The 22624-nt window shown below is 63.2% G+C and carries 16 protein-coding genes; 3 read left to right on the forward strand and 13 right to left on the reverse strand.

Translation table 11 applies throughout. The features are described 5' to 3' along the window. Positions 1-219: 219 nt before the first annotated feature. Entirely contained in the window at positions 220-5832 is a 5613-nt protein-coding gene (locus HX830_RS02275) for a membrane-targeted effector domain-containing toxin (RefSeq protein WP_177098840.1), read from the forward strand. A 1-nt stretch (position 5833) separates the two neighbouring features. Here the strand turns inward: HX830_RS02275 and HX830_RS02280 are convergent, their stop codons facing one another. The 10 genes from HX830_RS02280 to HX830_RS02325 form a co-directional block, all read right to left on the reverse strand. After that, the gene (locus HX830_RS02280) at positions 5834-6553 is read right to left on the reverse strand and encodes a winged helix-turn-helix domain-containing protein (RefSeq protein ID WP_177098896.1); all 720 of its coding nucleotides are present in this window, start codon (positions 6551-6553) and stop codon (positions 5834-5836) included. A gap of 120 nt (positions 6554-6673) precedes the next feature. Then, entirely contained in the window at positions 6674-7306 is a 633-nt protein-coding gene (locus HX830_RS02285; RefSeq protein WP_100943607.1) for a TetR family transcriptional regulator C-terminal domain-containing protein, read from the reverse strand. 48 nt (positions 7307-7354) lie between these two features. Next, positions 7355-8056, reverse strand: a complete 702-nt coding sequence (locus HX830_RS02290) for an NAD(P)H-dependent oxidoreductase (protein WP_177098841.1) — start codon at positions 8054-8056, stop codon at positions 7355-7357. Between the two features lie 155 nt (positions 8057-8211). Continuing rightward, on the reverse strand, positions 8212-9834 hold the full coding sequence (locus HX830_RS02295) for an ABC transporter ATP-binding protein (protein ID WP_371317465.1): 1623 nt from the start codon (positions 9832-9834) through the stop codon (positions 8212-8214). Positions 9835-9836: 2 nt separating this feature from the next. Further along, the gene (locus HX830_RS02300; RefSeq protein WP_152739570.1) at positions 9837-10667 is read right to left on the reverse strand and encodes an ABC transporter permease; all 831 of its coding nucleotides are present in this window, start codon (positions 10665-10667) and stop codon (positions 9837-9839) included. Between the two features lie 3 nt (positions 10668-10670). Beyond that, positions 10671-11630, reverse strand: a complete 960-nt coding sequence (locus tag HX830_RS02305) for an ABC transporter permease (protein ID WP_103498734.1) — start codon at positions 11628-11630, stop codon at positions 10671-10673. Between the two features lie 14 nt (positions 11631-11644). Next, the gene (locus HX830_RS02310) at positions 11645-13246 is read right to left on the reverse strand and encodes an ABC transporter substrate-binding protein (RefSeq protein WP_177098843.1); all 1602 of its coding nucleotides are present in this window, start codon (positions 13244-13246) and stop codon (positions 11645-11647) included. Positions 13247-13508: 262 nt separating this feature from the next. Next, positions 13509-15596, reverse strand: a complete 2088-nt coding sequence (locus HX830_RS02315; protein WP_177098844.1) for an acetate--CoA ligase family protein — start codon at positions 15594-15596, stop codon at positions 13509-13511. Positions 15597-15614: 18 nt separating this feature from the next. Continuing rightward, positions 15615-16775 (reverse strand): acyl-CoA dehydrogenase family protein, encoded by a 1161-nt coding sequence (locus HX830_RS02320; protein ID WP_177098845.1) that lies wholly within the window; start codon positions 16773-16775, stop codon positions 15615-15617. Positions 16776-16793: 18 nt separating this feature from the next. Next, on the reverse strand, positions 16794-17585 hold the full coding sequence (locus HX830_RS02325) for an enoyl-CoA hydratase/isomerase family protein (RefSeq protein ID WP_103498738.1): 792 nt from the start codon (positions 17583-17585) through the stop codon (positions 16794-16796). A gap of 312 nt (positions 17586-17897) precedes the next feature. Here HX830_RS02325 and HX830_RS02330 point away from each other — a divergent pair, with 312 nt between their 5' ends. Then, positions 17898-19094 carry an MFS transporter gene (locus HX830_RS02330; protein WP_152739575.1) on the forward strand — a complete coding sequence of 399 codons (1197 nt, stop codon included), beginning with the start codon at positions 17898-17900 and terminating at the stop codon, positions 19092-19094. Between the two features lie 43 nt (positions 19095-19137). Next, positions 19138-19734, forward strand: a complete 597-nt coding sequence (locus HX830_RS02335; RefSeq protein WP_152739576.1) for an NUDIX domain-containing protein — start codon at positions 19138-19140, stop codon at positions 19732-19734. A gap of 7 nt (positions 19735-19741) precedes the next feature. Here HX830_RS02335 and nadE read toward each other — a convergent pair whose 3' ends face one another. The 3 genes from nadE to HX830_RS02350 are packed head-to-tail and all read right to left on the reverse strand — an operon-like array spanning position 19742 to position 22457. Further along, positions 19742-20569 carry an ammonia-dependent NAD(+) synthetase gene (nadE, locus tag HX830_RS02340; protein ID WP_177098846.1) on the reverse strand — a complete coding sequence of 276 codons (828 nt, stop codon included), beginning with the start codon at positions 20567-20569 and terminating at the stop codon, positions 19742-19744. 1 nt (position 20570) lies between these two features. Further along, positions 20571-21800: a nicotinate phosphoribosyltransferase gene (gene pncB / locus HX830_RS02345; RefSeq protein ID WP_103498742.1), complete on the reverse strand. Its 1230-nt coding sequence runs from the start codon at positions 21798-21800 to the stop codon at positions 20571-20573. Between the two features lie 3 nt (positions 21801-21803). Next, complete coding sequence (locus HX830_RS02350) at positions 21804-22457, reverse strand: isochorismatase family protein (RefSeq protein WP_177098847.1); 654 nt, start codon at positions 22455-22457, stop codon at positions 21804-21806. Positions 22458-22624: the final 167 nt, after the last annotated feature.

A 22624-nucleotide genomic window follows, 5' to 3' on the forward strand; every position in this document is an offset into this window, starting at 1 on the left:
ACTTGTTCAATAGCGTGACAATCCTTTTGAGGCACTCGAAAAAAAGCCACACGATCAACCCAACTTATTGTTTTTAAAAACAATAAATCCATATCTGGTGTCTCTCGACGCAGACCTGTTACATCTTTGAACATCCCTGTCCTCAGCATTAATTACCACCTCATGCCTTCGGCTTGCGCGTTGAATAACGGCCATCACGCAACGACAAGGATGCTCAGCATGACCCCTCTGATCACTTCGGCCGATCCCCCCGCAAGCGCCCCCGCCTCGGTTTCACTGGAACAGGCCATCAAGCATTTCCTCAGCGACCTGCCCGCCGAGACCGCCCGCCGCATTCGCCTGGTCAGCGGTATCGACACCCCCGCTTTGCGTACCGTCTACGCCGAATCCCGACAGGTGCCGGCGCTGCTGCTCGACGCCCGCCTGCGCTTCGAGCTGGAGCAGGAGATACAGGACTTCATCGACGGGCTGAGCCATGACGCCGCCCCAGCATCCGGGGTGAAGGCCCTGTACTGGCAGTTGCAACTGCTCGGCCTGGAGCTGATCTGGCCAACGACAAGTGTGCTGCAGATATACGATCCCGCCGGGGATTCGACAGCCGCCGAGTACGGCCCTGACCTGTCGTCCGGCCTGCCGAGGGTGCGGGTCAGCCGGGCGCAGGTGCTCGATGGCACGCTGTGGAGCAGCGTTCTGCAAACCATGAGCACGGCACAGAAGTCCGAATGGCTGGGCACACGATGCTTAACCCTCGATGCCCAGTTGTGGGAGCTCAAGCGCAGGGCTGTCCGTCTACTGTCCTCTCGCCGAAAGGACCTGTTCGACAACCTCCTGGCCTTCAGGCAGCAATCCCGTGATCCGCTGGTGAATCTGCTGCGAACCCGAATCCCCCTGCTCTCCCAGGCGGCGGCCCATGAACTGCTCGCCAATTCGACCGAGCATGAGCTGCAGTCGATGCAACTGTCCGAGGGCGAACTGAGCGAGCGTCAACTGCTCGACGCCCACTGGTATCTACAGGAGGAACGCCTGAGCCAGGCCTATGAAGGGCTCTTTCTGCAGAGCCGGCAGCGCAACGACGATACTCAGCGGCTGATGCTGTACACCCTGGCCACCCTGCCGAACTGGCCGTCGAGCGGTGTGCGCCTGGAACTGCGCGAGCAGACGCCGGACGGCACCTTGCTGGCCAGCATCGGTGACCTGCAGGCCCAACAGGTCCACACCCTCCTGCGCCGTCATGACCGCTTCACCCTGAATGCCCTGCAAGAACCACAGCCCGACCTGCCCGCGGTCCTGGCGACCCTGCCCGACAGCCTGCGCAACCCGCTCGGTCTGACGGACCGCGAGGCCATCCTGCGCCTGCTGCGCCAACACCCTCCTCTTTCACGCGCCCATCTACGCGCCTTGCTGGAGCTTTCCCCCATGGAACCATCGCAACGTCTTTCCAACGGCAACGGCTACCTGAAGGACTCCCCCACCGGCTTCGCCGCCCCCGACCAACTGGCCCAGAGCCAGCGGGAAGCCTTCGATGCCCTGGCCGCCACCAATGAGCGGACCCTGTTGCTGGCGCGCCAACAGCCTAATTTCCGCTGGTTCGCCGCCCTGCTCCTGGCCCGGCAACTGGCACGTGACTTCCCCCAGGCGGCCTCGAAGGATCCCGATGCGATCTTCCTCAACACCTATGAGGAAACCCTGTACTGGCCCCTGTCGGACAGCGGTGAACGCGGCGAGCAGGTACGCTATCGCGGTGTCAGGCAGTCACACACGCTGACGGAGGTCTTTACCCAGTACCTGGCCGGCAATGACCAGACGTTCGACCCGGCCACGAGCGGCTTCTACGCCAGCGCCACCGCCGCCTACGACGAAGAACAACTGAGCGGCCTGGACCTCGGACGCTTGAAAAAAAACCTCGAGGATGCGGGCCTTGGCTTCGACACGCGCTTCAGCGAAAACGTCGACAGTTTCTGGGCCAGCGCCGCGACGCTGCTGCGGGAAAACCTGCAGACCCAGATCCGCCTGGAAGCACAGTTGCGCGAACTGGATCTGAACCTGGATAAAAGCAACCGGCAGGACCTGGAACGGGTGCTGGACCACCCGACCCATAAGCAACGCCTGAAACATTTCCCCCTGGGCGGACCGGTGCATGTCTATCGGATCGCCCTGCAACCGCAAGGCCTGATTCTGCAAGGCTGCCTGATCATCACCCGCAGTCCCGACGAGGACACTTACAAACTACCGGCATTGCTCTATCAGATCGGCCATGGCCTGGAGCAGTTCGCGTCGTTGCAGGCACTGAAGAAGAACCTGACCCAGCGCCTCGATGACGATATCGAACGTGAATCGCTGCTCGATCTGCTGCCGCAGCGCCAGCGCACCTGGCGTCCCGCGAGCGCTGCCGAGCGCGGCGCACTGTTCAACTACCAGCTCGAAGAAGGCGATCCCTTCCAGCTCCTGGTGGACGGACTGCTCGCCAAGCAGAAAGAGGACTTCACCGACACCTGGCGTTTCGCCAGAGGTGCTCCAGGCCTGTACAGCGACGTCAACGAGTTCGCCCGGCAAGTGGACGGTTCCATCAGCCTGGTCAGATTGCTGGATATCGTCCCGGTCCTCAGGCGACGCAATCGCGACCTGATGTTCAGCGACCTGTTGAGCCGAATCAACAGCATCAGCCCGGACGAACAGGCCCAGCTCGCCACCTTGTGGCGACCAACCCTGGAAGACAACCCGGTGCCCGCTTCGCTCAGCGACCTGCCGGCCCTCAAGGCCTACGCGGCCGGTCTGCTCAAGACCCATCTGCAACAGCACTATCCCCAGGTCCTGGCCGACCCTGACAACATCGTCGTGCATGTCACTCGCATCACCCACCACCTGAGCCCGGCCTGGCAAAGCCAGCCGCCGATCGATCGGCTACGCCCTCCCCGCACGCTGTCGTTGACGGCCCTGGCACTGGAAAACATCAAGGGCGTGCGCCTGGGCGAAACGGTCAGTTTCAAGGCCCAGATCAACAACCCGAACGGGTCCACACTCAGCCTGTCGGACAAGCAGGTACAGGCTATCGTCAGTGCCGTGGACGCGCCTGGCCAGTACAAGACGTTGCTCGAACAGAAACTGCTCGGCCCGGGCCAGGCGGCGTTGCGCGCGACCTGGCTCGAAGGGCAACGGGCACGGATGAAGCTGCAGGCCTATGTCGCACGTCTGAGCGGAGATTTTCTCGATCCCAAGGACAGCGCCCTGGAGCGTGGCTACCGACGTATCGAACACCTGCTCAAATACCCGTCGGCACAGCGCCGCCCGCTGCTGGACGGCTACAAGGTCCAGGCCAACTACCTGATGCTCGGCGGCACGGAGCAGGCACACAACGGCATGAGCATCGACGAGGTACTGGTCATCAGCACCGATGCCCCCGCTGGCAGCCTGCTGCTCTACACGCCGCAAGGCCCCGATGGCAAAGCCTGGCGCGAGCTGGCGGATGCCGCGGCAATCAAGGCCTTGCTGCGCCAGCAAGACTGGAAGGACTACTGCATCGCCCGGGCCGCCCGCAACGAACAGTGGGATCCGGCCCGGTTGTTCACGCGGCAATTCCCGCTGGTCCGTTACCTTCCCATCGAAGGCGACCTGTTCAGCACGCTGTACGAGGCCAGGGCCAAGCATCTGATCCACAGCGTGGAATACTTCGCGGCCAGCAACCAACGGGTGGGCCGTGACACCCTCTGGTACTGGATCAATGTGGGATCGCGCTTCGCCCTGGAGTTCGTCCTCGGCGGCGCCTCCTTGCATCTCAGCCTGCCGGTCTACCTGTTGCGTGGCCTGTACGGCCTGGCCAACTTCGGCCAGGCACTTGCCCTGGGTCATCATCAGGAAGCCGAGGAGGCGCTGATCCAGACGCTCCTTGATGCCGTGGCGCCCTTCCCGCTGCAACTGATCAAACCCGCGTTGCGGCAGATACGGCCACTTCCCGGCGAGAAAGTTTCCCGCCTGGTCAAGACCAGCCGGGTCAGCCTGGACGGCAGCCGGCAATCGCTGCTGACCGCGGAGCCTTCGACGGCGTCATCCCTCAGGTCCCTGGCCGCGGACCTCAAGGACTATGAAATCCGTACACCGCCGGAACTGAACTATATGCGTGACGGACTGTTCGTCGACCGCACGGCACGCATGGACCAGTACGTGAAACTGGAGGGCAAGTGGTACCGCACCGGCTCCCGGGACGGCAAGCGCTACGTGCTCAAGGAACACCAATGGGCGGAAGACATCGAGCTCATAAAGGTTGGCAGCCATTGGCAGGCCTTGCCCAGGAATCGCCTGTTGGGCGGCGCACCCGAGAAGGTCGGTGCCGCACGTTATGAAATCCCGGCCACCTACCGGAACACGCTCGAGGAGCTGATTCGCACCACCAGCAGAGCCCTTGATCCCGCTTGGGTCTCTCCGGCTCCTTCCGCACTGGAGCGCCAGGCCGCCCCTCACGTGTACTCACTCTCAAAACGGATGCTTGAAGACGCCCGAAGTTTCTTCGTCGAAAACCCGCCCCCCGTGGCCAAGACACTGGCGCCCGACCTTCTGGACGCCGCGCTGGCGACACAACTGTTCGAACGTGGCTACCGGAACGGGAACGGTATTGTCCTCGGCGCAGCCTACCAGTCAAGGAGCGGCCGCCAGCTCCTGATCGACAACATGCAGTCGCTTGCCACGGAACACCAGGTCAAGACCCTGTACCTGGAAAACCTCCTGACGGACTTCGATCAGGTTCACCTCAACAACTTCCATCGTAGCGGCGTCATGTCCCAACGCCTGAGGGACACCCTGAGACGGCAAGATATCGAACATCACATCGACCCGAACGGCCCCCATGCCTTGCATGAGGTGATTAGCAGCGCACATGCCAACGGCATTCGCGTCCAGGCGATCGACTGCGCCGCCAGTTACCGCCAAGGCCTGCGCAACTACAGCCCGGACCGGGCCAGGGCCCTGAAATACTATGCCCGCCAAGTGATCAATGCGGACCAACTGCAGCAAGGCCCCCATCGCTGGATTGCCCTGAGCCAGGATTCACATGCCAGCGGCGTAAACGGCGAGACGGGCCTGGCCGACCTGTTGGGGGCGGCCAACCTGCGGACCGTCGATGTCGGCGGACAACCCTTGCCGTTGCGCGTCCTGCGTGATCCGGGAGAGTTCACCCAAGGCCAATATGCACGTGATATTCAGTTCGTCCAGGCCGATGCGAAGCTGGAAGTGAACGTGGCGCCCCAAGCGTTGCCACAAATCAGCAAACCTCACAGGGGGCTGCTGGTCAAGCAAGGGGATTTCCTGATCGAACAAAGCGGCGATCAGTACACGCTCGTCTACCGGCCGGTCGATCCCCAGCACCCTGGCCGCCAGTTGATCACGACGGAACAGCCAGTGACACGGAGTCGGCCTGCCGGCAGCTCACACGATGTATTTCATCTCGAGGCCCCTATAAACCTCAACATCCGAGGAATCAAATACAGAAGCATCGACGACCTGATATGGGGACTCAGGCAAGGCAATATGAGGCAGGTGGTCGAGCTCAACAGCGTCACCTACCTGCGCCAGCCCAGGCTCGACACCCATCCGCAGCTCAGTCGCGCGGGTATGTTCACGGTCGAAACTTCCCCGCAAGGACCTGTACTGATCAATCGCTCCAAGGATCGATCCCTGGTCACGACGGTCATCCGAACCGACAGGGGCACCGGCAAGTTCTATATCGTTCATCCGCGCTGGGGATTCAACGAGGCGCGGCTGTTCGCCAGCATCGACGAACTGACCCAGGCACTGGTCCATGAGGTGGGGCTGACGCGTCTGGTCGAATCCACCAGTGTCTGATTCAAGCAGCCCTTGAGGTCCGGGCGGTAAACAGGTAGCCCGCCCCATGGATGGTCATGATCAGTTCCGGCGCGGCCGGGTTGTCATGGAGCTTGCGCCGCAGGCGCCCGACCAGGACATCGATGGAGCGGTCGCTGGGTAGCCATTCACGGTTGCGCAGTTGCTCCATCAACTGGTCGCGGCTCAGTGTGTGACCGCTGTTGCGCATAAACACGTTGAGCAACTGGAACTCGCCGTGGCTGAGCAGGGTTTCACTGCCGTCGCAGGCTTTCAGGCGACGGCGGTCGGCGTCCAGGGTCCAGTCGGCGAAATGTTCGAGGCGCGGGCTGGGCAGCGTTGGCGTGGCCGGTTGCAGGTGACACACCCGGCGCGTCAGGTTGCGGGCGCGGGAAACCAGCTCGCGGGGATTCAGGGGCGTATCCAGGTAGTCGTCGGCACCACATTCCAGGGCGGTGATCCGCTCGGCATCGTCGTCGCGCCCACCGATCAGGATGATCCCGACCTCAGAGCGCCCACGCCATTGGCGGGTCAGGTGCAGGCTGTCCGAACCCGGCAACTGCACATCAAGCAAGACCAGCGCCACCGGGAAGCGGCTCAGACAGGCCTCGGCCTGCTCAGCGGACTCGACGCAATGGACTTCATACCCATCCTGGGTCAGACACGCCTCCAGCTGTTCACGGATCAGCGGATCGTCCTCGACGATCAGCACGCGCGGCATCACCGTCATTACCTGGCTCCTGTTCGTGCCGCGAGCGGCCGATTCTTGGAATTATGCGAAGCGGTAGGAATTTGCGATGCACTGTAGCGCTAACTGAACAGTTGATCAATAAGCCATGAAAGCCTAGGAGATGAAACGTCGGTAGCCGCCCATTTGCAGGCCATCGACCCAGGCTTCGCAGATCTGTACGCCCTGGGCCGGGGTGAAGGTGCTGGGGTTGAGCCCGCATTCCAACCACAAGCCATCGAGCAAGGCACTCAGGCCGATGGCCGCCAGGCCGCTGTCGAAACCGCTCCAGCCTTCCTCTTCGGCCAGCAGGGTCAGGGCCTTGCCCATGATGGTGCGGTACTCGCCATAGGAGTGATCGTGGGCGCGGTTGATCGCCTCGGCGGTTTTCACCGCGCCCCAGAACGCCAGCCAGGCTTCGAGCAGTTCGGGGTCGAGCATGCCTTCGGAAAACGACGCCTCGAAAAACGCCGACAAGTGCCGGCGGGCGCCGCTGCCCGCCTTCGCCACCGACTCGCGCAGCAGGCTCATGACTTGCCCGGTGATATGCAGGTAGGCATCGGCCACCAGTTCGTCCTTGCCGGAGTAGTGATGGCTGATCAAGCCCACCGACACCCCGGCCTCGGCGCAGATCTTGCGGATCGAGGTGCCGACAAAGCCGTACTTCTTCAGGCAGCGTAAAGTCGCCGCCACCAGATTGGCCTTGCGCAATTCAGGGTCCATACGCAGAAAACGCGTTTCCTCGGCCATAGTGCTCCTGCCCTCTTCAACGTCGATGGCTGACTGTACAGCGTGCGGTCAGCGGATGGGATACAGCGCCTCGTCGAACTGTGACAAGCGCGGGAAGACCAGGGGACTGTCCTGTTCGAGATTTTCCAGGCGCTCATGGTAACCGACCAGGAATTGCTCGCGAGCCTCGGCACTGATATAGGGCACATGCCAGGCCACGAAGGGTGGCAGCACCTCGAGACCGACATAGGCCAGGGTGCCACGTAGCAAGGGGCGCAGCATGTCTTCCAGCGGGCCATGGATCGCGCCTTCGCCGAACATGTGTTCACGGCCGCCGAGGGTGACGGTGACCAGCGCCTTCTTGCCCGCCAGGCCGCCCTGGTCGTAGAAGCGCTTGCCGCCGTAGCAGACGCCGGAGACCAGCACGCGGTCGATCCAGCCCTTGAGAATGGCCGGCACGGAGAACCAGTAGATCGGGAAGTTGAGGATCAGCAGGTCGGCCCAGAGCAGTTTGTCGAGTTCTTCCTGGATGTCCGGTGCCAGGCTTTGGGTCTTGACGCCGAGGCGTTGTTCCAGGGCGTAGACCAGGTAGTCGGGGTTGTCCCGGTCGGAGAAGTCCGCGGCGCTGGCCACCGGGTTCCAGTGCATGGCGTAGAGGTCGGATACCTGGACGCTGTGGCCTTGGGCTTGCAGGGTCTCGACGGCCTGATCACGTAGAGCGGCGGTGAAGGATTGCGGTTCGGGGTGGGCGTGGATGATCAGTACGTTCATCAAGGGTCCTTATACGATTCTGAAGTCAAATAACCCTGTAGGAGCAGGGCTTGTCGGGACGTCGCACCGCCGCGAAGGGGCCCTCGATATCGCTAAAAGCTTCGCGGGCAAGCCCTGCTCCTACAGGACAGTGGTGTTCTGAAGAATAGTGTCGGTCAGGCGCTGGCCCGTTGCTGGAGAATCCGGTCCAACCAATCCGGGTCCATCTCCGGCTCCGAGGAAAACAGCAGGCCGGTGTAGTCGCGGTGTGGCGGCGTGAAGATCACGTCCCGCGAGCCGGCGTCGACCACCTTCCCGCGCTGCATCACCACCACTTCATCGGCAATCGCCCGCACCGTCGCCACATCGTGGGTGATAAACAGGTAGGACACGCCCAACTGCCGCTGCACCCGATCCAGCAACTTGAGGATGCCCTCGGCCACCAATTGGTCCAACGCCGAAGTCACCTCATCGCAAATGATCACCTGCGGCTCCGCAGCCAGGGCCCGGGCGATGCAGACCCGCTGCTTCTGCCCGCCGGACAGCTCCGACGGCAGCCGCTCCATGAACTTTCCCGGGTCGAGCTCGATCATCTCCAGCAACTCGGCCACCCGCTGGCGCAGGGCCTTGCCCTTGAGCCCGAGGTAGAACGCCAGCGGCCGGCCGATAATGTCGACGATGCGCTGGCGCGGATTGAGGGCCGTGTCGGGGATCTGGTAGATCATCTGGATACTGCGCAATTGCGCCTTGCTACGGTGGCGATAATCAGCCGGCAACACTTCAGCGTCGAACAACACCTGCCCGCTGCTCGGTTGCAACAGGCCGGTAATCAGCCGTGCCGTGGTGCTCTTGCCGCTGCCCGACTCACCGATCACCGCCAGGGTCTGGCCCCGATAGAGACGCATCGAGACATCGTGCAGCACCGGCTGCTGGCTGTAGCTGGCCGAGGCATTGCGCACTTCGAGCAACGGCCCGCCCTGCTCTGGCCGGCCCTTGGGGTCGGTGCGGAAACAACGCACCGCCCACAGCGACTTGGTGTAGTCCTCGGTCGGTGCCTGGAGCATCTGCCGGGTCGCCGCCTCCTCCACCAACTTGCCATGGCGCAGCACCATGATCCGGTCGGCCATCTGCGAGACCACCGCCAGGTCGTGGGTGATGTAAATCGCCGCCATGCCGAAGCGCTTCACCGCATCGCGAATCGCCGCCAGCACTTCGATCTGGGTGGTGACGTCGAGGGCCGTGGTCGGCTCGTCGAAGATGATCAGGTCCGGCTGGCAGGCCATGGCCATGGCGGTCATCGCCCGTTGCAACTGACCGCCGGAGACCTGGTGCGGATAACGCCGGCCGATGCTTTCCGGGTTCGGCAGGCGCAACACCCGGTACAGTTCCACCGCCTGGGCCTCGGCCTCGGTGCGCTTCATCCCGCCATTGATCACCGCGGTTTCCACATGCTGGTCGATCAGCCGTTGCGCCGGGTTGAACGAGGCCGCCGCGCTCTGCGCCACATAGGCGATGCGCAGGCCACGCAGTTTACGCAGGGCCTCGGCGGAACACTGGCGCAGGTCCTGGCCGTCGAAATGAATCGAGCCGCCGGTGATCCGGCAACCGTCGCGGGTGTAGCCCATGGCGGCCAGGCCCAGGGTCGACTTACCCGCACCGGATTCACCGATCAGGCCCAGCACTTCGCCCCGGGCCAGGCTCAGGTCGATGCCCTGCACCAATGGATGCCAGGCATCGTCGTAGTGCCCTTCGATATGCAGGTCGCGGATCTGCAACAAACTCGGGTTCGCTTCGTTCATGCTCAACATTCCTTCAGCCCGCTGGAGCGATAGAGCATCCAGTCGACGACAAAATTGACCCCTACCGTGAGCAACGCCACCGCCAGTGCCGGGAGCAAGGGCGTGAGGTCGCCGAAGGTGATCAGCACCGCGTTGTCGCGCACCATGCTGCCCCAGTCGGCGGTCGGCGGCTGGATGCCCAGGCCGAGAAACGACAGCGCACTGATAAACAGGAAGACGAAGCAGAAGCGCAGGCCGAACTCGGCGATCAGCGGCGCCGCGGCGTTGGGCAGGATCTCCCGGGTCACCAGCCAGAGCGTGCCCTCGCCCCGCAGCCGGGCCGCCTCGACAAAGTCCTGGACCACCACGTTCATCGCCACCGCCCGCGCCAGGCGGAATACCCGGGTCGAATCCAGCAGCGCGATCACCAGCACCAGCGAGGTCGCGGTGGTGCCCACCACGCTGAGGATCAGCAAGGCGAAGATCAGTTGCGGAATCGCCATAAGGATATCCACCAGCCGCGACAGGCCCATGTCGACCCAACCGCCCTTGAGCGCCGCGATCAGGCCGGCCAGGCCGCCCACCAGGAACGCCAGCGCGGTGGTGAGAAAAGCAATGCCCACGGTATTGCGCGCGCCATAGAGCAGGCGGCTGAGCATGTCGCGCCCGAGGTTGTCGGTGCCCAGCGGGAACTGCGCGCCCCAGGCGGCGAAGCCATCGCCGACCACCTGGGTTTCTCCATAAGGCGCCAGGTGCGGGGCCAATAGCGCCACCGCGACATACAGGACAATCACGCAGAACCCGAATTTCGCACTCCAGGGCGCGAGGATCAGATCTTTGAACACGGATTTCATGGGCTACCCCTTCGGATGCATCAGGCGTGGGTTGCTGGCGATGGACAGCACGTCGGCCAGGGTGTTGAGCACGATATAGGTCGCGGCGAAGATCAGGCTGCAGGCCTGGACCACCGGGATATCGCGCTTGGCCACCGAGTCCACCAGCAACTGCCCCAGCCCCGGATAGACGAACACCACTTCGACCACCACCACGCCCACCACCAGGTACGCCAGGTTCAGCGCGACCACGTTGACGATGGGGGCCAGGGCATTGGGCAAGGCATGGCGAAAGATGATCCGGCCCTGGCTGATACCCTTGAGCCGGGCCATTTCGATATAGGGGCTGGCCAGCAGGTTGATCAGCGCGGCGCGGGTCATGCGCATCATCTGCGCGACCACCACCAGGCTCAGGGTCGCTACCGGTAGCACCGAGCGCTCCAGGAGCATGCCGAAGGAGGCATCCGGCGGCAGGTTCGACAGGCTCGGCAACCAGCCCAGCTTGACCGAGAACAGCAGGATCAGCAGGTAGGCGACGAAGAACTCGGGGAACGACACCGCACTCAGGGCCACGCTATTGAGCAGCCGGTCGAACCACGAATTGCGGTACAGCGCGGCGAGCATCCCCAGCAACAGCGCCAGAGGCACCGACACCAGCGCCGCCAGGCCGGCCAGGCACAGGGTGTTGCCCAGGCGACCGCCGACCAGTTCGGCGATGGGCCGCTGGTTGGCCAGCGAAGTGCCCAGGTCGCCCCGCAGGAGATGCCCGACCCAATGCACGAAACGCCAGAATGGCGGTTGGTCCAGGCCCAGTTGGGTGCGGAACGCCGCCAGGGTCTCAGGGGTTGCCGACTGCCCGAGCATGGCCTGGGCGATATCCCCCGGCAGCAACCCCACCGCCAGGAAGATGATCACCGACACCGCGAACAACGACAGCAGCCCCAGCGCCAGGCGCTGGGAGAGCAGTTTCAGAATACTGTTCATCTCGCGCTCCCGCCTCAGGCCTGCCACCAGCGCTCGATCAACCGCAGGCCGTCCAGTTCGCCATAGGGTGCGGTGAGCCCGCCGTGGGCTACACGGGTCGAGCGCGCCGCCACGGAGCTGGCGAACAACGGGATGATCGCGCCGCAATCGTCACGGCAGATCGCCTGCATTTCGTTGTACATCTCGCGCCGCAACGGGTCGTTGAGTTCGCCCCGGGCCTGGTTGAGCAGGACGTTGAAGCGCGGGTTGTCCCAATGGGACTCGTTCCACGCCGCACCCTTGGCGTAACCGATGCTGAACATGCGGTCGGCGGTCAGGCTGCTGTACCAGAACGAGGTGGTGAATGGCTGTTTGTTCCAGACATTGGAGAAGAATCCGTCCGCCGGCTCGCGTACCACATCGATATCGATGCCGCCCGCCCTGGCCTGTTCCTTGAACAGCACCGACGCGTCCACCGCCCCGGAATACGCCGCATCGCTGGCTTGCAGACGGACCTTGAGCGAATCCACCCCGGCCTTGCGCAGGTAGAACCTAGCCTGGTCGGGGTCGTATTTGCGCTGTGGCAGTTGGGTATTGAGGAAGCGGCTGCCGGGCTGGATCGGATGGTCGTTGCCCACCGCGCCATAGCCCTTGAGCACCGAGGAGAGCAGCACTTCACGGTCGATACCGTGTTTCATCGCCATACGGATATCGTTGTTCTTGAACGCATCGCTGTCGCAGAGCATCGGGAAGGTGTACTGCTGGGCGCCCTTGGTTTCCTCGATGACCATGTTCGGGTTGCGCTTGAGCAGGCCGACGGTCTTCAAGTCGACCTTGTTGATCACATCGACCTGCCCGGTGATCAGTGCGTTGACCCGTGCCGCGCCGTCGGAGATGGCCAGCAGTTCCGCCGCGTCGAAATGCGCGCGACCGGTTTTCCAATAACCGGGGTTGCGCTCCAGGGCCATGCGCACGCCGGGCTCGAAGGACTTGAGGCGATAACCGCTGGTGCCGACGCCGGCGCGCCAGTCGGCCAGGCCGTCCTTGGCGGGCATGATCACCAGGTGATAGTCGGCGACCACATAGGGGAAGTCGGCATTGCCCGAATGCAGTTCGAAGGCCACGCTGTCGTTGCCGGCGGCGCGTACCGCGACCACTTCACCGAGCACGGTCTTGGCCGCGGAGGTGGATTTCTCACCGAGGTGATGCTGGATCGAGGCGATCACATCTTCGACGGCAAGAGGCTTGCCGTTGTGGAATTGCACCCCTGGGCGCAGTTTGAAGGTCCAGATCCTGGCATCCGGCGAGGATTCCCAGCTTTCGGCCAGCTCCGGGATGGCGGAACCGTCCACGGCGATTTCCACCAGGGTGTTGTAGATCGCCGAGAAGCCGACGAAGGTGAAGGTGTCGCTCCAGGAACCGGGATCATAGGAGTCGGAGGTGCTGCCGCCGGCCAGCCCCAGGCGCAGGGTGCCGCCGGGTTTTGGCGTGGCGTCGGCGGCCCAGGCGCTGAGCGGGAAGCCCATGGAAGCGGCAGCGCCGGCCAGCCCGGCCACAGCGCCGAGCTTGAGGAAGTCGCGGCGCTCCAGTGAAAGGCCGTGGGAAAACTGAGGAATCTTGTTGTTATTATCGCTCATCGAATTGCCCCTGTTACGTTGCGGGAAAAGGGTTCGTTTGCTGATGTTGTATTACGGTAAATCCCCGTTCCTTCGGATGGTCACGGTCCTTCGGATCGCCGGGATCATTCGGGTGAGCACGATCATTTTTGTCGGTCTCGAGCCCCCCTTCGCGGGCAAGCCCTGCTCCTACAGGTTTGTGTCGTACGCAAATTCCGCGGAAGACGCCGTACTGTAGGAGCAGGGCTTGCCCGCGAAGAGGCCCGCAAGATCGCCCAAAGCCTCAAGCCAGACGAATCAACGCATCCACCGCCACCGCGCCCTCGGCGTTGACCAGCAGCGGATTCACATCCAGTTCCAGCAATGGCCCGGCGTTCTCGCAGGCGTAATCCGCCACCGCGCGAATCGCCTTGACCAGGTCCGGCATATCCACCGCGGGGCCACCGCGAAAGCCGGTCAACAGCGGTGCGCAACGCAAGCCCAGCAACGCCTGGTGAATGGCCTGGTCGGTGGTCGGCAGCAGCAGGCTGCAGCTGTCCTTGAGCAACTCCACCAGAATCCCCCCGGCGCCGATCACCAGCGCCAGGCCGAAGCCGGCCTCACGCTTGACACCGACGATCAACTCCGCCAAAGGCGCCGACGCCATGCGTTCCAGCAACACCTGATCGAAAACGAGCCCCGGCACCTGTCGGGCCAAGTTGCCGCGCATGGTTTCAAGCGCCGCCTGCAATGCCACCTCGTCCTTGAGGTTAAGGGCGACACCACCGGCCTCGGTCTTGTGCGGCAAATCGGCACTGACCACCTTGAGCACCAGCGGGTAACCCAGGCTGCGGGCCTCGACCAACGCCTGCTCCGGCCGACACAACCGACCCTCGGGCAACGGCAGGCCGAAGGGCCGCAAGGCTTGCTTGGACTGCCACTCATCCAGCAGCCGTCCGCTACCCAGCACAGCATCCGGGCATACCGGCAACAACGCCGCCTCACCGCCATACAACAAGGCCTCGCGCCGCTGGCGGTAATGGGCGATCCGGCCCCAGGCCGCCAGCCCGTCTTCCACCCCTTGCAACGCCGGTACGCCGTGGGCGTGCAGACGTTCGCGGGCATGGGCCGGCAATAACTCGGGAAAGGCCGAGGCAACGAAACCGCTCTTGCCATGCCGCTCCAGGCACTCGCAATACAGCTCCAGCAGGAGATCGCATTCCTTGCGCTCGCCGGTAAACTGCGCCGGATAATCGAGCACCAGCAAGGCGGCATCGGACGGGGTACGCAAGGCCGTTTCGAGCATCTTTGCCAGGGCGTCACGGTCGCCCCAGATCGCCGTGGTGAAATCCAGCGGATTGACCAGGTTGGCGTAGCTGGGCAACACCTGCGCCAGTTCGCCGCGCTGGCCTTCGTCCAGGGCGGACAAGGTCAGGCCATTACGCTCGGCGTAGTCGGCGATCAGCCCCGCATCACCGCCGGAGCAGGCCAGCCCGGTCAGGCTCGGACCCGCCGGCAAATGACCGCAGGCCGCCGCCTTGAGGGTTTCGACAAAACTCACCGGGCCACTGACCCGAATCACCCCGAGACGCGCGAACAGGCTGTCGTACAGCGCATCGGAACCGGCCAGGGAGCTGGTGTGACTGAGGGCCAGCTCGGCACCGATCTGCGACACCCCGGTTTTCAGGGCGATCACCGGAATACCTTTCTCCAGCGCCTTGTACGCCGCCCGGGCAAAACCCTGGACATTCTTCAACCCTTCCAGGTGCAGGCCGATGGCGGTGACCCGTGGCTCGTCGAGCAGCACGTCCATCAATTCGGCCACGCCCAACTGCGCCTGATTGCCCACCGAAGCCATATAGGCCAGGGGCAAGGAGCGGTCGCTCATGGACAGGTTGTAGGCGAAGTTGCCGCTCTGGGTCAGCACCGCCACGCCCTTCTCCACCGCCTTGCCGCCGTGGGCCACCGGCCACAGGGCAACATTGTGCAGATAGTCGAGCAAGCCATAACAGTTGGGCCCGAGCAGCGCCATCTCGCCCGCCGCCTGCAGCAATTGTTCCTGCAGGGCCTGCCCCGCTTCGCCGGTTTCGGCAAAGCCGGAGGCATAGCAGATCGCCCCGCCCGCGCCCTTGGCCGCCAGCTCGGCGACACAGGCCAGGGTCAGTTCGCGGTTGGTGGCGATAAACACCGCGTCCGGTCCACAGGGCAACTGCGCAACCGACGCCACGCAGGGAATCCCGTCGAGTTCGGCATGCTGCGGATTGACCAACCACATCTGGCCCGGGAAACCGCCGTCGGCACAGCGCTTGAACGCCCGCGCCATGCTGCGCCCACCCACGAAGGCCAGGTGACGCGGCGCAAGCAGGCGCTTGAGGTTGTCTCTGATGGACATAGTGCTCTCCTGGTCCGATCAGCGCAGCAGCGGCCGCAGCAGTTCGCGAGAAATGATATGGCGCTGGATTTCCGAGGTGCCTTCCCAGATCCGCTCGATCCGCGCATTGCGCCAGATCCGCTCCACCGGCCCTTCGTCCATCAGGCCCATGCCGCCAAAAATCTGCACCGCTTCGTCGGCGGCGCGGCCCAGTACTTCGCTGGCGAACAGCTTGGCCATACCGGCCTCACCGTCGGTCATGGTGCCCTGGTCCATTTTCCAGGCGGTGTGCAGGGTCATCAGTTCGGCGGCGCGGATTTCCGTGGCCATGTCCGCCAGCTTGAAAGAGATGCCCTGGTAGGTACCAATGGCCTGGCCGAATTGCTTGCGATCGGCCGACCATTGCAACGCCACATCCAACGCCCGCTGGGCCTGGCCGACACAGTTGGCCGCGACCATCACCCGCCCGGCGGTCAGCCAGGCATTGGCGACGTCCCAGCCCTTGCCGATCTCGCCCAGCACCTTGGCCGCCGGGACTCGGCAGTCGTCGAAGAAGATTTCGCTGGTGTGATAACCGCGGTTGCTGACGCATCTCGGGCCACGGCGGATGGTCATGCCGGGAGTGTCGCGATCCACCAGGAACGAGGTCACGGCGTTGCGCTGGCGGCCATTGTGTTCGTAGGTGTCGGTCACCGCGAAGACGATGGCGAAGTCCGCGTGCCCGGCATGGCTGATGAAATGCTTGCTGCCATTGAGGACGAAATCATCGCCATCGCGCACCGCACGGGTCTTGATCGCATTGGCATCGGAGCCGGCGCCGGGCTCGGTCAGGGCGAAACAGTCGACCTTTTCACCGCGCACACAGGGCAACAAGTAGTCCTCGATCTGCACCCCGGTGCAGGCCATCAGGATCTTCGACGGGCGCGCGACAAACACATGCAGCGCCCAGGACACTTTTGACAGCTCACGCTCGATCAGCGCCTGGGACAGGTAGTCGAGGCCACCGCCACCGACTTCTTCCGGCATGTTGAAGGCATAGAAGCCAGCCGCGATGGCCTTGGCGCGAATCTGTGCGGCCAGTTCCGGCGACACCGCGTCGGCGCGGTCAACGGCGTCCTCATGGGGCAGCAGTTCTTTCTCGACAAAGCTGCGAACGGCGTCCACCAGCATGTCCTGCTCTTGGGTCAGTTGGAAATTCATGGGGTACCTGCTGTTCGGTTACTGGCCGATAAAATGAGGGGCGCGTTTTTCCACCGCGGCCTGGAGTGCCTCGGCACCATCGCGGCTGCGACCGCAGAGCAGGCCGGCGGCCTGTTCGGCCTGGAGCTGTTCGGCCAGGCTGCGCTGGGCGCCGTCGCGGATCAGCACTTTGCTCTGGGCAAAGGCGAAGGTCGGGCCTGACGCCAGTCGGGCGGCCAGCTCGGTGGCGGCGGATGCCAGCTGCTCATCGGCGCAGACTTCGCTTACCAGGCCGGTGGCCAGGGCGCGGTCGGCGCCCCAGAGTTCGTCGAGGAACAACAGGCGCTTGGCCTGCTCGCTACCGATCAGGCGTGGCAAGTGCCAACTGGCCCCGGCGTCCGGCGAATAAGCCATGCTGGTATAGCCGGCCTTGAAGCGCGCCGATTGCGCGGCCAGGCGGAAATCGCAGCACAGGGTCAGGTCCATCCCGGCCCCCACCGACGTGCCGTTGATGGCGGCGATGGTCGGTTTGGCGAAGTTGTACAGGCGATTCATCAGGAGGTGGGCAGTTTCGGTCCAGCCATAGCTTTCGAGGATTCCACGGCGTTCGGCATCAGCCCATTCCGCCAGGTCCGCGCCGGCGCAGAAGCTGCGGCCGCTGCCGGTCAGCACCAGCACCCGCACCGCTGGGTCGGCTTCGAAGCGTTCCAGCAGGTCGATCAGTGCCTTGAGGGTGGGAATGTCCAGCGCATTGCGTTGCTCGGGACGGTTGAGGGTGATCCGGGCGATGCCGGCCTCGACCGCGTGAAGCAGTGTCGGGTGGGAGGTCATGAAGGGCCCTCGTCTTATTGTTTTTGAGCGTGAGGTGAAGCGTTGCGGTCGATACTAAACAAGTGTTCAGTAACATCGCAATCTCTTGGGAAAATCCGCAGATGCGCGGACTTAAAGGGCAAGTCATTGATTAAAAATGGGATTTATAAAATCGAAGGCAAGACCGCGAGCAAGTTGTTACATCTTCGAACAACTCCCCTTGATAGCCGTCGAATAATCAACATGGCTGATATCGACTATGCCTGTGACCCTCTTACACCGCCGCCCGCCAATGTCTAGACTCGCTTTCCGTCCGTTCCAGAGCCTTCGCCGATGAATAACCACCCCGCCCCCGTGATGACCCGAGCCCTGGTGATGTTGTTCGCCTTCTGCTGTGGCGCCATTGTGGCCAACATCTACTACGCCCAGCCGATCATCGAGCTCATCGCTCCGGACCTCGGTATTTCCGCCCACAGCGCCAGCCTGATCGTGTCCCTGACCCAGATCGGCTACGCCCTGGGCCTGTTTTTCCTGGTGCCGCTGGGTGATCTGCTGGAAAACCGCAAGCTGATGATCGGCACCGCGCTGATCGCTGTGATCAGCCTGGTGGCCGCCGGCCTGGCCCGCCAGCCCGGTGTGTTCCTGGTGGTGTCGCTGCTGATCGGCTTCAGTTCGGTATCGGTGCAGATCCTGATTCCCCTGGCCGCGCACCTGGCCCCTGAAGAATCACGCGGGCGCGTGGTGGGCGGGATCATGGGCGGCCTGCTGCTGGGTATCCTGCTGGCGCGGCCGCTGTCCAGCGTGATCGCCGACCACTTCGGCTGGCGCACGGTGTTTATCGCCGCCGCCGTGCTGATGCTGTTCATCATGCTGGTGATCCTCACCACCATGCCCAAGCGCCAGCCCAACCACAGCGCCACCTACGGGCAACTGCTGGGGTCGCTGGGGAAACTCTTTCGCGACCAACCGGTGCTGCGTCAGCGCGCCTGGTACCAGGGCCTGATGTTCGCCACCTTCAGCCTGTTCTGGACCGCCGTGCCCCTGGAGCTGTCGCGGGTCCATGGCTTGTCGCAGTCGCAGATCGCCTTGTTTGCCCTGGTCGGAGCGATGGGGGCCATCGCCGCGCCGATGGCGGGTCGGCTGGCGGATGCCGGGCATACACACCGGGCGTCCTGGCTGGCGATGTTGCTGGCAACCCTGAGCTTTGCCCCGGCGCTGATTCATCCGGCCTATAGCGTGATCGGCCTGGCGGTGACCGGCGTGTTGCTGGACTTCGCGGTGCAGATGAACATGGTGCTCGGGCAGCGTTCCGTCTACGCCCTTGATGCAGCCAGCCGCGGGCGCCTGAATGCCTTGTACATGACCAGCATTTTCATCGGCGGCGCTACTGGCTCGGCCCTGGCCAGCGTGTTGTATGAGCAAGGCGGCTGGCTGGCGATCATGGCGCTGGGCAGCGCGATGCCGCTGGTGGCGCTGTTGAGTTTCCTGATGGTCGCGAGCCGTCGGAAGCGGCAGATGGCGGTGGCATAGAATCTTGTATGATCTGCGCTTTGCACACCACAGGGCGTGGATCATGACCGCAACGAAAGACCGGGTTCGCATCATCGACAGCACCGTCCTCTCGGACGACTGGTACCTGCTGAAGAAAACCACCTTCGATTTCCTGCGCAGCGACGGCACCTGGCAGCGGCAAAGTCGCGAGACCTACGACCGCGGCAATGGCGCGACCATCCTGCTGTTCAACCGCGAAAAACAGACCGTGGTGCTGACCCGGCAATTCCGCTTCCCGGTATTCGTCAACGGCCACGACGGCATGCTGGTGGAAGCCGCCGCCGGCCTGCTGGAAAACGCCTCACCCGAAGACCGCATCCGCGCCGAAGCCGAGGAAGAAACCGGCTACCGCGTACAGAACGTGGAAAAAATCTTCGAAGCCTTCATGAGCCCGGGCTCGGTGACCGAGAAACTGCATTTCTTCCTCGGCGAATACGACGGCGACAGCAAGGTCAGCCACGGTGGCGGCCTGGAAGCCGAGGGCGAGGACCTGGAAGTGCTGGAGTTGTCCCTGGACGACGCACTGCAAGCCGTCCGGCGTGGGGAAATCGTCGATGCCAAGACCATCATGCTGTTGCAGTATGTGGCCTTGAACAAGACCCTCGACACCCCGCGCTGACCCCGGCTCACACCGGCGAGTACGGCAAAGCCCGCTTGTGCGCAGTCCTGGCGTAGGCGGCTTCGATGATCGCGCTGGCCCGCGCCGACACCGGCAGCCCCAGCAAGTAGGCGTCGATCTCGGCATAGGTGCAACCATAGGCGAGCTCGTCCGGCCTGCCCGGCACCAACTCCTCAAGGTCGGCTGTCGGCTCCTTGTACACCAGTGGCTCGGGAGCCCCCAGGGCCAAGGCCAGCCGCCGCACCTGGCCCTTGCTCAAACCGGACAAGGGCGCCAGGTCGCAGGCCCCGTCACCGAACTTGGTGAAAAAACCCATCAGCGCCTCCGCGGCGTGATCGGTGCCGACCACCAGCCCGTTGACGAAATTGGCGAGGGCATACTGGGTCATCATCCGCGCCCGGGCCTTGACATTGCCTTTGACGAAATCCACCTGTGCCGGTATCGCGTCCTGGTCCTCGATTTCAAGACTGCCCATCAACCCGTCCACACAAGCCGAGATATTCGCGGTGCTGATCTGGTCCGGCCGGATAAAGGCCAGGGACGCCTGGGCATCGCTTTCATCAGCCTGGGTCCGATAAGGCAAACGCATGGCGATAAAGCGCGCCGTCCCCCCCTCCTCCCGCAACTGCTCCACCGCCAACTGACACAGCCGCCCCGCCGTCAGTGAGTCGACGCCGCCGCTGATCCCCAACACCAGCGCCTCGCAACCGGAGCGCTTCAACAGCGCCTTGATGAAGTTGATGCGGCGAGCCAGTTCCGCCGCCTCGTCGCCCGGTACCAACTGCCGGTTCACCCCAAGCACCTTGGCAATACGATCCTGATTCTCGGTTCCCATCTCACACCTCCAGTTTCTGGTTGAATTCAGTCACGTTGAACACCTGCGCCGCATAACGCAGGAACGAAGGGTCTTCACAAACGTTCTTCACCGGGTCATCGGAGAACTTCACCACCGGTTCGCCGTGGACCCGCACCAGCTTCATCACGATACTCAGTGGTTCGACCCCATCGACATCGCAGGCAAGGCTGGTGCCCATGCCGAAACCGAAGCGGGCCTTGCCGCGGATATGGCGCAGGATCGGCAGGCACTTCTCGAAGTTCAGGCCATCGGAAAACATCAGGTCCTTGGTCATCGGATCGATCCCCAACTGTGCATAACGCGCCAGCACCTTGTCGGCCCAGACAATCGGATCGCCCGAGTCCTGGCGCAGGCCATCGTAGAGCTTGGCGAAATACAGGTCGAAATCCTTGAGGAAGAAATCGGTGCTGATACAGTCGGTCAGGGCGATGCCGAGACGTCCGCGGTATTCGCGCACCCAGTTCTCCAGCGCCGCATTCTGGCTTTCCCGCAGACGGCCGAGTTGCTGGTGCACCATCAGCCATTGGTGGGCCATGGTGCCGATCAGCGGAAGGTCGAACTCATAGGCCAGGTGCGCATTGCTGGTGCCGACGAACACGCCAGGGAAATCCCGCCGCATGATATCCACCACCTCACGCTGGGCACGGAACGACAGCCGGCGACGGGTCGAGAAGTCCGAGACCCGCAGGTCAGCCAGTTCCTCGCGGCTGAGGTTTTTCTCCAGCCACTCGAACTTCTGGTAGAGCTTGCGGCTGACATCTTCCAACGCCACGTCCGGGTATCTGTCGCGGTTGCGCAACTCGCTGACCAGGGCCAGTACCGGCTGTTCGAACATGATGCAGTGCAGCATCGGGCCGCGGACGCGGATGCTCAGCTGACCGTCGATTTCGCTGACATGGATATAGCTCAGGTTGAACCGGAACAACCCGAGGAACTGCTCGAAGTCCGGGGTCAGGTATTCGCGAAAACGCCGGTTGAACAGGAAGCGCAGTTCACCGTCGCGCATTTGCAGATCAGCGAGTTTTTCCAGCTCCAGGCGCAGCTCGGGGATCAGGTGCGTGAGCTTCTCCCGGGAACGCACGATGAACTGATACTCCACCTCGACGTTGGGGTACTGGTGCAGCACCGCCTGCATCATGGTGAAAGTGTAGTAGTCGGTATCCAGCAGTCCCTGGATGAGGCCGCCTTCGCGGTTGAATGCACTTTCCATGACTTACTCCTTGTGACCCGCCGCGCGGGCCAGCTGTTCGCGACTGCTGATGACCTCGACACGCGCCTGTTGCAGGTCGTGGACCGCCTGCTGCGCGCCGTCAGCGCTGAGGGCACGGCAGGCCGGCAGGTAGACGATGACCTTGAAACCCGCCCCCGCCAGCTGCAACGCGGTGGTCTTGACGCAGAAATCCAGGGCCAGGCCACCGACGATCACCTGCCGGACGTGCCGGGCATTCAGGTACTCGATCACGCCGGTGGAGAGTTTGTGCTGGAGGTCGTGGAAGCAGGCGCCGTAAGGGTGCAGTGCCGGCTCCACGCCCTTCCAGACAAAATAGTCGTAGTCCTGGGGCACCGGCAGTTCATCGAGCAGCGTGAAACCTTCAGTGCCGGGGACGCAGTGGCTGACCCAGGTCAGGTCGGCATGCTCAAGGCCAGTGGGCTTGAGCATCTGCTCGTGGGAGCTCACCACCCAGGGTGCCTGGGGACTGTGGGCGTCCTTGCTGCCGATGCGGATATCGGCCAGCGAGGCCATGAAATTCAGTTCGGCACCGATCAGGTGACCGCCCACCACCGGCAGCTCATCCGGGCAGAGTGGCGTGAAGCCTTTCTGGGCGTCGACATCGAAGGCGGCGGTCTTGATCACTTGAGCATTCATGGCTGTTTCTCCCTTGGTGATGAAACAACGGTACACGTCATGTACTTTCAATGCAAGCGCGACGCCATTGACTTCTCTATTATCTATTCTGAATCAATCTATTTCATGAGCCCGTCACTTGATACATAAGTACATGACGAGTACCTTTAAGACAAAGGAGACCCTAC

The sequence above is a fragment of the Pseudomonas gingeri genome, assembly GCF_013385425.1.
Lineage (GTDB): Bacteria > Pseudomonadota > Gammaproteobacteria > Pseudomonadales > Pseudomonadaceae > Aquipseudomonas > Aquipseudomonas gingeri_D.

Coding starts and splice junctions, on each gene's coding strand:
- HX830_RS02275 (WP_177098840.1), top strand. CDS start 220: ATGACCCCTCTGATCACTTCGGCCGATCCCCCCGCAAGCGCCCCCGCC.
- HX830_RS02285 (WP_100943607.1), bottom strand. CDS start 7,306: ATGGCCGAGGAAACGCGTTTTCTGCGTATGGACCCTGAATTGCGCAAG.
- HX830_RS02290 (WP_177098841.1), bottom strand. CDS start 8,056: ATGAACGTACTGATCATCCACGCCCACCCCGAACCGCAATCCTTCACC.
- HX830_RS02295 (WP_371317465.1), bottom strand. CDS start 9,834: ATGAACGAAGCGAACCCGAGTTTGTTGCAGATCCGCGACCTGCATATC.
- HX830_RS02300 (WP_152739570.1), bottom strand. CDS start 10,667: ATGAAATCCGTGTTCAAAGATCTGATCCTCGCGCCCTGGAGTGCGAAA.
- HX830_RS02305 (WP_103498734.1), bottom strand. CDS start 11,630: ATGAACAGTATTCTGAAACTGCTCTCCCAGCGCCTGGCGCTGGGGCTG.
- HX830_RS02310 (WP_177098843.1), bottom strand. CDS start 13,246: ATGAGCGATAATAACAACAAGATTCCTCAGTTTTCCCACGGCCTTTCA.
- HX830_RS02315 (WP_177098844.1), bottom strand. CDS start 15,596: ATGTCCATCAGAGACAACCTCAAGCGCCTGCTTGCGCCGCGTCACCTG.
- HX830_RS02320 (WP_177098845.1), bottom strand. CDS start 16,775: ATGAATTTCCAACTGACCCAAGAGCAGGACATGCTGGTGGACGCCGTT.
- HX830_RS02325 (WP_103498738.1), bottom strand. CDS start 17,585: ATGACCTCCCACCCGACACTGCTTCACGCGGTCGAGGCCGGCATCGCC.
- HX830_RS02330 (WP_152739575.1), top strand. CDS start 17,898: ATGAATAACCACCCCGCCCCCGTGATGACCCGAGCCCTGGTGATGTTG.
- HX830_RS02335 (WP_152739576.1), top strand. CDS start 19,138: ATGACCGCAACGAAAGACCGGGTTCGCATCATCGACAGCACCGTCCTC.
- nadE (WP_177098846.1), bottom strand. CDS start 20,569: ATGGGAACCGAGAATCAGGATCGTATTGCCAAGGTGCTTGGGGTGAAC.
- pncB (WP_103498742.1), bottom strand. CDS start 21,800: ATGGAAAGTGCATTCAACCGCGAAGGCGGCCTCATCCAGGGACTGCTG.
- HX830_RS02350 (WP_177098847.1), bottom strand. CDS start 22,457: ATGAATGCTCAAGTGATCAAGACCGCCGCCTTCGATGTCGACGCCCAG.